The sequence below is a fragment of the Streptomyces sp. NPDC003011 genome, assembly GCF_053591515.1.
Genome location: NZ_JBSFTY010000060.1, coordinates 23,661 through 36,226, shown reverse-complemented (window position 1 = coordinate 36,226; position 12,566 = coordinate 23,661). Strand labels below are relative to the sequence as shown.

Genomic DNA, 12,566 nt, shown 5'->3' with positions numbered 1-12,566 from the left:
CCCACCCTCGCCGCCGCCCGGCCGCCTGTCGCGCGGGAGTGCTCCAGCCGGAGGTCAGCCGGTCACGACGTCGACGAGCCCGGCCAGGGCGCGGGCCAGCCGGCCGAGGCCCGGACCGGCGGGGCCGCCCGGCTCGCTCATGTACGTGTCCCGGCGGATCTCCACCATCAGCGCGCTCACCCGGGAGTCCCTGCCGTAGAACTCCAGGGGGACGTACGTCCCGCCGAACGGGCTGTCGACCCCGGTCCCCCCGCACCCCGCGAACGCCTCCCGCGCCGCGCCGAGCAGCTCCCGCGGCGTGTGGAAGGAGTCGGTGCCCAGGCAGACCGGCGGCCGGGGCCCGTCGCCGTGCAGCTCGTAGGGCAGCGGCTCGGTGGGATAGGAGTGCACGTCGATGATCACGGCCCGTCCCGCGACGGCCAGCCGGCCGGCCACCGCGTCCGTCATCGCCCGCGCGTACGGCCGGAAATACCGCGCGAGCAACGGCTCGGGGTCACAGTCCGCGGGCCGCAGCGGCGCGCGGTGCGTGGTCCGCGTGTACACGGCGCCCATTCCCGCGGCGAGCATCTCCTCCCGCTCGTCCGGAAACCGCTCCGGGTCCACCACCAGCCGGGACAGCCGGTTGACGAACCGCCAGGGGGTGAGAGCGCACAGCCCCGCCGCGGCCTCGGCGAGTTCCGCGGTGTGCGCGTCGACGATGTGGTCGAGCTCCCGCTCCAGCTCCTCGTCGCCGAGCACGAGACCGGCCCGCACGTCGGCCGGTGTCCGCCGCGCGGAGTGCGGCACATGGAGGATCACCGGGGAGTCCGCCGCGCCCGGCAGCAACGCGAAGGACGGTTCGGCGGAAGAAGTCATGCGGCTGCTCCGGGGGCGTTGTCAGTGGGGTGGTGCACGATCAAGGTGCCACATCGAAGACGTCGAGGAAGGGCGGGGCCGCAGCATGCCCGTCAGCAACCAGCAGGTGACCGCACACCCCTTTCTGAAGGGGCTCTACGAGGACGACTACTACCCCGATCACGTGCTGGACCGGGGCAGGGAGGTCCTGCTGCGGCTGTGCGAGCGCATCGAGACCGAGCGGCCCGCCGGCCTGGCGGCGCTGTACGCCCTGACCCATGCCGCCACCGACGAGTTCAACGACCTCCAGGCCGCCTTCGAGGAGGCGGGCAGTGACATCGAGACGGTCGCCCGGGAGGAGATAGCCGAGGACTTCGCGTTCGTCGCCGACGCCTACGGCTTCGCGGACGCCGACATCGAGGAACTGATCGCCACCCGCGACTGGTGAGACACGGCTCCGCCCCGGCCGGGCAGTGCCGACCGGGGCGGAGTCACACACGGGCCCTCAGGGGCCTGGCGTCAGCTCAGGGACGCCAGCGCCTCGTTCCAGGTGGCCGACGGACGCATGATCTTCGCGGCCTTGGCCGGGTCGGGCTGGTAGTAGCCGCCGATGTCGGCGGGCTTGCCCTGCACGGCGTTCAGCTCGTCGACGATCTTCCGCTCGTTGGCGGCGAGGGTCTCGGCGTGCGCGGCGAAGGCCTTCGCCAGCTCCGCGTCGTCGGTCTGCTTCGCCAGTTCCTGCGCCCAGTACAGGGACAGGTAGAAGTGGCTGCCGCGGTTGTCGATGCCGCCGACGCGACGGGTCGGCGACTTGTCCTCGTTGAGGAAGGTCGCCGTGGCGCGGTCGAGGGCGTCGGCGAGGACCTTGGCCCGCGGGTTGTCGGTGACCGTCGCGAACTGCTCCAGGGACGGGACCAGCGCGAAGAACTCACCGAGGGAGTCCCAGCGCAGGTAGTTCTCCTTGACCAGCTGCTGCACGTGCTTCGGCGCGGAGCCGCCGGCGCCCGTCTCGAACAGGCCGCCGCCCGCCATCAGCGGGACGACCGAGAGCATCTTGGCGCTGGTGCCCAGCTCCAGGATCGGGAACAGGTCGGTGAGGTAGTCGCGCAGGACGTTGCCGGTCACCGAGATGGTGTCCTCGCCACGGCGGATGCGCTCCACCGACAGCTTGGTCGCCTCCACCGGGTTGAGGATCCGGATGTCCAGGCCCTCGGTGTCGTGCTCCGGCAGGTACGCGTTGACCTTGGCGATCAGGTTGGCGTCGTGCGCGCGGGTCTCGTCCAGCCAGAAGACGGCCGGGTTGCCGGTGGCGCGGGCCCGGGTGACGGCCAGCTTGACCCAGTCGCGGATCGGGGCGTCCTTGGTCTGGCAGGCGCGGAAGATGTCACCGGCGGAGACGGCCTGCTCGATGACGGCGTTCCCGGCCTGGTCGACCAGGCGGACCGTGCCGGTGGCGGGGATCTCGAACGTCTTGTCGTGGCTGCCGTACTCCTCGGCCTTCTGCGCCATCAGGCCGACGTTCGGGACCGATCCCATGGTCGACGGGTCGTAGGCGCCGTGGGCGCGGCAGTCGTCGATCACGGCCTGGTAGACGCCGGAGTAGCTGGAGTCCGGCAGCACCGCGAGGGTGTCGGCCTCCTGGCCGTCCGGGCCCCACATGTGGCCGGAGGTGCGGATCATGGCCGGCATGGAGGCGTCGACGATGACGTCGGACGGCACATGCAGGTTGCTGATGCCCTTGTCGGAGTCGACCATCGCCAGGGCCGGGCCCTCGGCGAGCTCGGCGTCGAAGGAGGCCTTGATCTCGGCGCCCTCGGGCAGGGCCTCCAGGCCCTTGTAGATGCCGCCCAGACCGTCGTTCGGGGTCAGACCGGCCGCGGCGAGCTGCTCACCGTACGCCGCGAACGTCTTCGGGAAGAAGGCACGCACCACGTGACCGAAGATGATCGGGTCGGAGACCTTCATCATCGTGGCCTTGAGGTGCACGGAGAACAGCACACCCTCGGCCTTGGCCCTGGCGACCTGCGCGGTCAGGAACTCGCGCAGCGCGGCCACCCGCATCACGGAGGCGTCGACGACCTCGCCCTCGAGGACCGGTACCGACTCGCGCAGCACGGTGGTGGAGCCGTCGTCGCCGACCAGCTCGATCCGCAGCGAACCGGCCTCGGAGATCACCACGGACTTCTCGGTGGAGCGGAAGTCGTCCACACCCATGGTCGCCACGTTGGTCTTGGACTCGGGGGTCCAGGCGCCCATGCGGTGCGGGTGGGTCTTGGCGTAGTTCTTGACCGATGCGGGGGCCCGGCGGTCGGAGTTGCCCTCCCGCAGGACCGGGTTCACGGCGGAGCCCTTGACCTTGTCGTAGCGGGCGCGGATGTCGCGCTCCTCGTCGGTCTTCGGGTCGTCCGGGTAGTCGGGCAGCGCGTAGCCCTGGCTCTGCAGTTCGGCGACCGCGGCCTTGAGCTGCGGGATCGACGCCGAGATGTTCGGCAGCTTGATGATGTTCGCCTCGGGCGTCTTGGCGAGTTCGCCGAGCTCCGCCAGGGCGTCCGGGATCCGCTGGTCCTCGGTGAGGTACTCCGGGAACAGGGCGATGATGCGGCCGGCCAGCGAGATGTCACGCGTCTGCACGGTGACACCCGCCTGCGAGGCGTACGCCTGGACCACCGGCAGGAAGGAATACGTTGCCAGGGCCGGGGCCTCGTCAGTGTGCGTATAGATGATGGTCGAGTCAGTCACCGGGTGCTCCGCTCCACGTCTGCAACATTGCTCGACATCAAGATATCTCCTGACCGGCCCGGGCTCGACAGCGGTCCTCGGCCTACTTCGCAAGAAGCGGTGCGTCCGCCCAGGCAACCGATGCGTCTGATCTTGTGGTCATGAACAGGTGATCGCCCCTTGACCGACGGCCGGCCCCGACCAGCCGGCCGCCTCCGACGAAAGCGGACCATGAGATATCGCACCAGAGTGACGGCGCCGGCCACCGCACTGATCGGCACCGCCGCGGCGCTGACCGTGGGGTCTGCCGCCCACGCGGCCCCGGCGGCCTCCTCGCCGGGCGCCGAGAGCCTCGGCGACCCCGTCTTCCCGAGCCTCGGCAACGACGGCTACCGGGTCTCCGCGTACGCCCTCGACTTCGCCTACGACACCACGACCAGGCTGGTCACCGCGACGGCGACCCTCCAGATCCGCACCACCCAGGCCCTGAGCCGGTTCTCCCTGGACGCCCTCGGCCTGGACATAACCTCCGTCAGCGTCGCGGGCCGCGGGGCCGGCTTCGAGCAGGTGGGGGAGAAGCTGCGGATCACGCCGGTCCGCAGCCTGCCGGACGGGTGCGCGGCCACCGTCGTCGTGGCGTACACCGCGGACCCGCGCCGCCCCCTCGCGCACACCGCCTGGGTCGCCACGCCGGACGGCTTCGCGGTGTGCCCGCAGCCGGACTCGGCGCACACCGTCTTCCCCTGCAACGACCATCCGCAGGACAAGGCGGACTTCACCTTCCGCGTCACCGTGCCCGGCGGCCTGCGCGGCGTCGCGAGCGGTTCCCTGGTGGGCACCGAGACCCTCGCCGACGGCCGGGTGGCGTACACCTACCGGTCGCGTGAGCCGATCGCCACCGAGGTCGTGCAGATCACCGTCGGCGACTACGTGGTCACGAGCCGGCCCGGCCCGCACGGGCTACCGCTCAGGGACGTCGTGCCGACCGCCCGCGCCACCGCCCTGGAGCCCGCGCTCTCGCTCACCCCGGGACTGGTGGGCTGGATCGAGCAGCGGCTCGGGGCGTACCCCTTCGAGACGTACGGGCTGCTGCCCTGCAACTCCGACGACCCGGCCGCCTTCGACTTCACGGGCCTGGAGACGCAGACCCTCACGCTGTACAAGCCGAACTACCTCCTCCAGGAGGAGTCGAAGATCGGCTCGCACATGATGCACGAGCTGGTCCACTCCTACTTCGGCAACAGCGTCTCCCCCGCCACCTGGGCCGACCTGTGGCTGAACGAGGGCCACGCCGACTTCTACGGACTGCTGTACCGCTACGAGCGCGGCTGGGCCGACTCGATCGGCCTGACCACCATGGAAGCCCGCATGCGGGACACCTACGCGCGCGGCGACCAGTGGCGCACGACCTCAGGACCGGTCGCCTCGCCCAACGCGGCGAACCTCTTCGACAGCCAGCGCTACCTGGGCGGCGTCCTGGTCCTGTACGCGCTGCGGCAGCTGGTCGGCGAGGCGGTGTTCGGCTCCGTCGAGCGCACCTTCCTGGAGCGGTACCGCGACTCGGCGGCCTCGACGCGGGACTACATCGCCGTCGCCTCGGAGGTTTCCGGACAGGACCTGTCCGGCTTCCTGGGTGACTGGCTGTACGGCACCAGGACCCCCCGGATGCCCGGCCACCCGGACTGGACGGTCACGCCGGCGACCGCGTCGCTCGTCGCGCCGAACAGCCGGACGGGCGGGCACTACCACGACAACTCGGCCACCCTGTAGGACCCGGCCGGGGTGACGCAGCCGAGGCAGGGGCTCAGCCGAGGCAGGGGCTCAGTCGAGCCGGGCGGTGGGAATCTCGCCCGGCTCGAACTGGGCGCCGCGCTGCTGCGGGATGACCACCGCGCCGTGCTGGAGCGCCACGGTGCGGGTGGGCGCCGGGATCCGGATGCCCTCCTCGCGGTAGCGCCGGTGCAGGCGTTTGATGAACTCGTGCTTGATCCGGTACTGGTCGCTGAACTCGCCGACGCCCAGGATGACCGTGAAGCCGATGCGGGAGTCGCCGAAGGTGTGGAAGCGGACCAGCGGCTCGTGATCGGGGAGGGCGCCGGTGATCTCGGTCATCACCTCGGCGACGACCTCGATGGTCACCCGCTCGACGTGCTCCAGGTCGCTGTCGTAGGCGACCCCCGCCTGCACCAGGATCGTCAACTCCTGCCCGGGACGCATGAAGTTGGTCATGTTCGTCTTGGCGAGCTCCCCGTTGGGGATGACGACCAGGTTGTTGGAGAGCGAGCGGACCGTCGTCTGGCGCCAGTTGATGTCCTCGACGTAGCCCTCCTCGCCGCTGCTCAGCCTGATGTAGTCGCCGCGCTGTACGGTCTTGGAGGCGAGGATGTGGATGCCCGCGAAGAGGTTCGCGAGAGTGTCCTGAAGGGCGAGGGCGACGGCCAGACCACCGACCCCGAGGGCGGTGAGCATGGGCGCTATGGAGATGCCCAGCGTCTGGAGCACCACCAGGAAACCGATCGCGAGGACCAGCACCCGGGTGATGTTGACGAAGATCGTGGCCGATCCGGCGACGCCGGAGCGGGACTGGGTGACCGTCTGCATCAGCCCGGCGACGATCCGGGCCGCCGCCACCGTCACGACGAAGATGAGCAGCACGGTCAGGACCTGGTTGACGGTGTGCTGGACGCCGGCGACCAGCGGCAGCGCCGCCGCGGCGGACGCGGCGCCGCCCGCGATCGCCGCCCACGGCAGCACCGTGCGCAGCGCGTCCACGATGATGTCGTCGCCGCCCCAGCGGGTGCGGTCGGCGTGCCGGCGCAGCCAGCGCAGCAGCATGCGCAGCAGGAACGCCGCCAGCAGGCCCGCGGCCAGCGCGATCCCGGCGATCACCAGGTCGTCCACGGTGAGGTCCCGCGTCACCGGTCACCTCCGGGGAGGAGGACTGCGGCGACGGCCTGCGCCCACGGCCGGATGTGAAGTTGCGTCACGTTGCCACCTGCTCGATTCCGGGAAGTGCGGTCGTACCGGCCAGGAAGCCCCCCGTGGCCGGCGCGACCGCTCATCCTGCCGTATGCGGCACGGGAGTTCGTACGGGACCGGCGCCGGATCGGGTCGTTTCAGACGATTCCCTCGGCCAGTTCGGCCTGTTCCCGGTCGGTGTAGGCGGCCGTGGTGGGCGTGCCGTACGAGCGCCGGGCGACGAACCACCACACCGTGGCCAGGATCAGGACGACGGCGAGGGCGACGGACGCGTAGTTCATCGTGTCCGCCGTCACCGGTGACGACTGCGGCAGGCAGAACAGCACCGTCACACAGGCCACCCACACCACCGCGATCCAGCCGATCGGCCTGCTCCACCGGCCCAGGTTCCACGGACCCGGCTGGAAACGGTCGCCCGCGCGCAGACGCAACAGCACGGGAATGGCGTACGCCGGTGTGATGCCGATGACGTTGATGGCGGTCACCGCGCCGTACGCGGTGGTCGAGTACAGGGACGGCAGGGCCAGCACGCAGGCGACCGCCACCGACAGCCACACGGCGGCGACCGGGGTCTGGGTGCGGGGGCTGATCTTGCGCCACAGCGCCGAGCCCGGCAGGGCCTTGTCCCGGCTGAACGCGAACACCATCCGGCTGGCCGCGGCCACCTCGGCGTTGCCGCAGAACAGCTGTGCCACGATCACCACGAGCAGCAGCGCGCTCGCGCCGTCCGTGCCCAGGCCGTCGAGGAGGATCTGCGCGGGCGGCACCCCGGTCGCACTGGCCCGCGTGGCCTCGTAGTCCTGGATGGCGAAGGTGAGACCGGCGAGCAGCACGAAGCCCGCGAGCCACGACACCCAGATGGAACGCACGATGCCCTTCGCGGCCGACACCGACGCGTTGGAGGTCTCCTCCGACAGGTGCGCCGAGGCGTCGTAGCCGGAGAACGTGTACTGCGCGAGCAGCAGGCCGATCGCGGCCACGTACACCGGGTTGGACCAGCCGGTCTCGTTGACGAACTCGGTGAACACGAAGGACGGCGACTGGTGGTGGTCGGGGACGATCGCGAGCGCGCCCACGATGACCGCCACGCCCGCCAGGTGCCACCAGACGGATATCGAGTTGAGCACGCTGACCAGCCGCACGCCGAACAGGTTCAGCACGGCGTGCAGCAGCAGGATCACCATGAAGATCAGCATCGTCTTCTCCGGTGTCGGCTCGAAGCCCCACTGGAGGTTCAGGAACGCCCCGGTGAACAGGGCGGCGCCGTAGTCGATACCGGCGATGGCGCCGAGCAGACCGAGCAGGTTCAGCCAGCCCGTGTACCAGCCCCAGCGGCGCCCGCCGAGCCGGTCGGCCATGTAGTACAGGGCGCCGGACGTCGGATACGCGCTGGTGACCTCCGCCAGTGCCAGTCCCACGCACAGCACGAACAGGCCGACGCCCGCCCAGCCCCAGAGCATCACGGCGGGCCCGCCGGCGCCCATCCCGAAGCCGTACAGGGTCATGCAGCCGGACAGGATCGAGATCACCGAGAAGCTGATCGCGAAGTTGCCGAAGCCGCCCATGCGGCGGGCGAGGACCGGCCGGTAGCCGAGCTCGCGCAGGCGCCGCTCCTCGTCGTGCTGCGGCACGCCGGGGGACGTCGACGGCTCGGGACTGGGGGACATGGTGGGAACCTCCGGTGAGGGGACGGGAAACAACGGGTCGCGCGTCAGGCGCCGGGTCCGCGCGCCGCCGAGCGGCTGCGCGCACGGGCCTGGAGGAAGAGCCGCACGGCCTGGGACTGGTCGCCCGGATCCGCAGCGCGGTAGGCCCAGGGCAAGGGGGTGTAGTACGGCCCGATCGCCTCGAACACCCGGGCCGCCTCCTCGAACCGCAGCGCGCCCCACAGGGCGTGAGCCAGATGGTTGAGGTCGAGCGGGGAGCGTTCGTCCGGCCGGGACCGCTCGAACCAGGACGCGTACGACCGGCTCGCCTCACGGGTGGCGTCGTCGGCCACCCAGTACAGGTCGAGGGCGGCTGCCCGCCCGGTACCGCGCCGGTACCGCTCGACCTGGACGTACAGCGGCAGCAGGTGCAGCGCGGAGCCCGGCGGGGCGGAACCGGCCACCGAGTGGGCGTAGCCGACCGCCTCCGCCAGCCGGTCCGACGCCGCCTGCGCGTACAGGAACTGGAGCACGCGGTGGTGGGCCTCGCGGTTGTACGGGTCGCGCTTGTCGGCCTCGGCCAGCAGACCCCACGGCCCGCGCGGCAGCATCGGTTCGGGCGGCGCCACCCGGTGCTCCTCCCACAACTGCCGGCGGTCCAGCTGGGCGAGCGCCAGCAGACACACCCACGGCACCGGGTCCCGGGGCGCGGCCCGGGTGGCCGCGTCGCTCACGTCCCAGGCCTCGATCCACAGTTCGTGCGTGCGGCGGTGTCCCTCGCGCCGGGCCCGGAGCGCGCGTTCCACCGCGACCCGGGCCCGCATCACCGCCGCCGGGACACTGTCCGGTTCCTCGGCGAGCCAGGCGCGCACCACGTCGGTGCCGGCCGCCGCCGCGGCCAGGACCTGGGTACGCTGCGTCCACTGCCACCAGGCCGTGGTCCGCTCCAGCAGGGCGCGCATCGACATCCAGCGTCCGGTGCGCACCTCCTGGAGGGCGGCGCGCAGGTCGGTGTCGTGGCCCGCGGGATCGTACGCGGGACGAGCTCCGTCTCTGGCCATCAGCCGGCCCCGGGCTTCGGACCGGACGGGACGGCAGGGTGGAGTAACAACAGCCCTCCCCGGGGCGGCGGTTGAGGAGATCGCAGTGGTCGGCGGTCACTATAGGGGCGCCGGTCGCACGTCACGTCCGCTTCCCGGATCCTTTCGAACTTCTTTGCTGTACCGGCCACTTGACTGGCGTCCGGCCAGTGAACCGCAGGACGTCACCGCCGGCCGGCACCGCTTGACGCGGTACGGGAGGCGGCGGCAGGCTGTCGGGCTGTGATCACCGAGGAGGGGGCGTGATGACGGGTCCGGTACTCGCCGTCGACCAGGGCACGTCCGGCACCAAGGCGCTGGTGATCTGCCCCGGACGCGGCGTGATCGGTGCCGGGTTCGCCGCTGTCCGGCCCCGCCATCTGCCCGGCGGCCTGGTGGAGGTCGACCCGGCCGAGCTGTACGACTCGGTGGTCGAGGCGGGGACCCGTGCCCTGGCCGAGGCCGGGGAACCCGTCGTCGCGCTGGGCCTCGCCAACCAGGGCGAGACCGTGCTCGCCTGGGACCCGGCGACCGGCCGCCCGCTCACCGACGCCCTGGTCTGGCAGGACCGCCGCGCCGAGACCGTGTGCGCCGGACTGGCCCCGTACGCGGACGAGTTGCGGCAGCTGACCGGCCTGCCGCTCGACCCGTACTTCGCCGCGCCCAAAATGGCCTGGATACGACGGCATCTCACCACCGAGGGAACCGTCACCACCAGCGACGCCTGGCTGGTCCACCGCCTCACCGGCGCGTACGTCACGGACGCCGCCACCGCGGGCCGTACCCAGCTCCTGGACCTCGACCGGGTGGAGTGGTCGCCGCGGGCACTGGAGCTGTACGGCCTGTCCGGTGAGCGCCTGCCGGAGGTCGTCGACACCGCCGCCCCCGTCGGCACCACCACGGCCTTCGGCCCCCGGATCCCGCTCACCGCACTCGTCGTCGACCAGCAGGCCGCCCTGCTCGCCCAGCGGATCACCGCGCCCGGCGGCGCCAAGTGCACCTACGGCACCGGGGCGTTCCTGCTCGCCCACACCGGCGACACCCCCACCCGCGGCACCTCCGGACTGGTCAGCTGTGTCGCCTGGCGGCTCGGCGGACGCACCAGCTACTGCCTCGACGGGCAGGTGTACACGGCCGCCTCCGCCGTCCGCTGGCTCACCGACCTCGGCGTCATCGGCGGCGCCGCCGACCTCGACACGGTGGGCGGGGCCGTGCCCGACAGCGGAGGCGTCACCTTCGTCCCGGCCCTCGCCGGACTCGCCGCCCCCTGGTGGCGCGGCGACCTGCGCGGCTCGCTCACCGGCCTCGGCCTGGACACCGGCCCCGGGCACCTGGTGCGCGCCCTGTGCGAGGGCCTGGCGGCGCAGGTGGTCTCGCTCGCCGAGGCCGCCGCGGCCGACCTCGGCGAGACCCTCGACGTGCTGCGCGTCGACGGCGGTCTGACCCGCTCCGCCCTGCTCATGCAGACCCAGGCCGACCTGCTGCAACGCCCCGTCGAGGTGTCCGCCCTCCCCGACGCGACCGCGCTCGGCGCGGGCGCCCTGGCCCGGCTCGGCGCGGAACCGGGCCTGGCACTCGCCGACGCCCTCCCGCACTGGAAGCCCGCGGCCGTGTACGAACCCCGCGTCACAGCCGACGAGGCCGCCGAACGCCTGGCGGTGTTCACGGCGGCCGTGACCGCGCTGCTCGACGGGACGCCCGGATGACGGTCACCCGGCGGGGGGCACTGCCCGCGGTGACGTACGACGTGGCGGTCGTCGGTGCCGGTGTCGTCGGCTGTGCGATCGCCCGCGCCCTCGCCCGGCATCCCCGGCTGCGGGTCGCCCTCGTCGAGGCGGGGGACGACGTCGGGCAGGGCACCTCGAAGGCCAACACCGCGATCCTGCACACCGGTTTCGACGCGGTGCCCGGGTCCCTGGAAGCCCGCCTGGTCCGCGAGGGCGCGCGGCTGCTGACCGCGTACGCCGCCGAGTGCTCCCTCCCCCTCGAACCCGTCGGCGCGCTCCTCGTCGCCTGGGACGAGGAACAGCTCGCCGCGCTGCCCCGCCTCGCCGAGAAGGCCGGGCGCAACGCGTACCGGGACACCCGCCTGATCGGCCCGGCCGAGCTGTACGCCCGCGAACCGCACCTCGGCCCCGGCGCGCTCGGCGCCCTGCACGTGCCCGGCGAGAGCATCGTCTGCCCCTTCACGACGACCCTCGCGTACGCCACCCAGGCCGTCCGTCACGGCGTCGACCTGCACCTCGACTGCCGCGTGCGGCGGGTGGGGCGGCGGGAGGACACCCACGTCCTCGACACCGCCCGGGGAACCCTGCGCGCCCGCTGGCTGGTCAACGCGGCCGGCCTGCACGCCGACACACTCGACCGGCACCTGGGCCACGACGACTTCACCGTCACCCCGCGCCGGGGTCAGCTCCTCGTCTTCGACACGTTCGCCCGCCCCCTCGTCCGCCACATCCTGCTGCCCGTCCCCACGGCCCTCGGCAAGGGCGTCCTGGTCGCCCCCACGGTGTACGGCAACGTCCTGCTCGGCCCCACCGCCGAGGACCTCGACGACAGACGGGCCACCGGCTCCACCGCCGACGGTCTCGCTCTCCTCCGTGACCAGGGCCGGCGCATCCTGCCCGAACTGCTCGACGAGGAGGTCACCGCCGTCTACGCGGGCCTGCGCGCTGCCACCGAGCACGACGACTACCGCGTCCGCGCCCACCCCGGGCAGGCGTACGTCACCGTCGGCGGCATCCGGTCCACCGGCCTGACGGCCTCCCTCGCCCTCGCCGGCCACGTGACGGGCCTGCTCACCGAAGCGGGCCTGGACCTCGGCGAGGCCCGTGAGCTCGACCCGGTCCGCATGCCCGACCTCGGCGAGGCCTTCCCGCGCCCGTACCGCCGGCCCGGCCTGATCGCGGCCGACCCGGAGTACGGCACCCTCGTCTGCCACTGCGAGCGCGTCTCCCGCGGCGAGATCCGCGACGCCCTCACCGGCCCGGTCCCGCCCGCCGGCCTCGACGGCCTGCGCCGCCGCACCCGGGCCGGGGCGGGCCGCTGCCAGGGGTACTACTGCGGTGCGGCCGTGCGCGAACTGTTCGAGGAGGCGAGCCGGTGAGCGCCGGGCGCGGGGGAGGCGGGGCCGTCCCGGGTGGGGCGCGAGGCGGGACGGTGTTCCGGGACTCGGGTGTGCGGCGGGTCGGCGGTCTCCGCACGCTCGCGGAGGTGAGCCGGTGAGCGCCGGGCGCGGGGGAGGCGGGGCCGTCCCGGGTGGGGCGCGAGGCGGGACGGTGTTCCGGGACTCGGGTGTGCGGCGGGTCGG

At 72.5% G+C, this 12,566-nt stretch carries 9 protein-coding genes; 4 read left to right on the top strand and 5 right to left on the bottom strand.

Annotation, left to right across the window (positions count from 1 at the left end; all coding sequences use genetic code 11):
• Positions 1–54: 54 nt before the first annotated feature.
• On the bottom strand, positions 55–855 hold the full coding sequence (locus ACWD0J_RS27960; RefSeq protein WP_451498610.1) for an N-formylglutamate amidohydrolase: 801 nt from the start codon (positions 853–855) through the stop codon (positions 55–57).
• Positions 856–940: 85 nt separating this feature from the next.
• On the opposite strand from ACWD0J_RS27960, the gene ACWD0J_RS27955 reads away from it, so the two are divergent.
• Positions 941–1,282 (top strand): DUF5713 family protein, encoded by a 342-nt coding sequence (locus tag ACWD0J_RS27955; RefSeq protein WP_451498609.1) that lies wholly within the window; start codon positions 941–943, stop codon positions 1,280–1,282.
• A gap of 71 nt (positions 1,283–1,353) precedes the next feature.
• Here ACWD0J_RS27955 and ACWD0J_RS27950 read toward each other — a convergent pair whose 3' ends face one another.
• Positions 1,354–3,573, bottom strand: coding sequence for an NADP-dependent isocitrate dehydrogenase (locus tag ACWD0J_RS27950; RefSeq protein WP_451498608.1), 2,220 nt, complete (start codon positions 3,571–3,573; stop codon positions 1,354–1,356).
• Positions 3,574–3,783: 210 nt separating this feature from the next.
• On the opposite strand from ACWD0J_RS27950, the gene ACWD0J_RS27945 reads away from it, so the two are divergent.
• Positions 3,784–5,322, top strand: coding sequence for a M1 family metallopeptidase (locus ACWD0J_RS27945; RefSeq protein ID WP_451498607.1), 1,539 nt, complete (start codon positions 3,784–3,786; stop codon positions 5,320–5,322).
• Positions 5,323–5,373: 51 nt separating this feature from the next.
• Here ACWD0J_RS27945 and ACWD0J_RS27940 read toward each other — a convergent pair whose 3' ends face one another.
• From ACWD0J_RS27940 to ACWD0J_RS27930, 3 genes are all read right to left on the bottom strand, one after another.
• Entirely contained in the window at positions 5,374–6,471 is a 1,098-nt protein-coding gene (locus ACWD0J_RS27940) for a mechanosensitive ion channel family protein (protein WP_451498606.1), read from the bottom strand.
• Between the two features lie 197 nt (positions 6,472–6,668).
• Positions 6,669–8,198 carry an amino acid permease gene (locus ACWD0J_RS27935; RefSeq protein ID WP_451498605.1) on the bottom strand — a complete coding sequence of 510 codons (1,530 nt, stop codon included), beginning with the start codon at positions 8,196–8,198 and terminating at the stop codon, positions 6,669–6,671.
• A gap of 44 nt (positions 8,199–8,242) precedes the next feature.
• A complete protein-coding gene (locus ACWD0J_RS27930; protein ID WP_451498604.1) occupies positions 8,243–9,238 on the bottom strand; it encodes a hypothetical protein in 996 nt (331 codons plus the stop codon).
• A 284-nt stretch (positions 9,239–9,522) separates the two neighbouring features.
• Here ACWD0J_RS27930 and ACWD0J_RS27925 point away from each other — a divergent pair, with 284 nt between their 5' ends.
• Both ACWD0J_RS27925 and ACWD0J_RS27920 read left to right on the top strand, forming a co-directional pair.
• Complete coding sequence (locus ACWD0J_RS27925) at positions 9,523–10,962, top strand: FGGY family carbohydrate kinase (RefSeq protein ID WP_451498603.1); 1,440 nt, start codon at positions 9,523–9,525, stop codon at positions 10,960–10,962.
• The gene (locus tag ACWD0J_RS27920) at positions 10,959–12,362 is read left to right on the top strand and encodes an FAD-dependent oxidoreductase (RefSeq protein WP_451498602.1); all 1,404 of its coding nucleotides are present in this window, start codon (positions 10,959–10,961) and stop codon (positions 12,360–12,362) included. The genes ACWD0J_RS27925 and ACWD0J_RS27920 overlap by 4 nt, the downstream gene beginning before the upstream one ends.
• Positions 12,363–12,566 lie beyond the last annotated feature (204 nt).

Bases quoted from the DNA above. Each gene is read 5' to 3' on its own strand.
- ACWD0J_RS27960 (WP_451498610.1), bottom strand. From the start codon at position 855: ATGACTTCTTCCGCCGAACCGTCCTTCGCGTTGCTGCCGGGCGCGGCG.
- ACWD0J_RS27955 (WP_451498609.1), top strand. From the start codon at position 941: ATGCCCGTCAGCAACCAGCAGGTGACCGCACACCCCTTTCTGAAGGGG.
- ACWD0J_RS27945 (WP_451498607.1), top strand. From the start codon at position 3,784: ATGAGATATCGCACCAGAGTGACGGCGCCGGCCACCGCACTGATCGGC.
- ACWD0J_RS27935 (WP_451498605.1), bottom strand. From the start codon at position 8,198: ATGTCCCCCAGTCCCGAGCCGTCGACGTCCCCCGGCGTGCCGCAGCAC.
- ACWD0J_RS27930 (WP_451498604.1), bottom strand. From the start codon at position 9,238: ATGGCCAGAGACGGAGCTCGTCCCGCGTACGATCCCGCGGGCCACGAC.
- ACWD0J_RS27925 (WP_451498603.1), top strand. From the start codon at position 9,523: ATGACGGGTCCGGTACTCGCCGTCGACCAGGGCACGTCCGGCACCAAG.
- ACWD0J_RS27920 (WP_451498602.1), top strand. From the start codon at position 10,959: ATGACGGTCACCCGGCGGGGGGCACTGCCCGCGGTGACGTACGACGTG.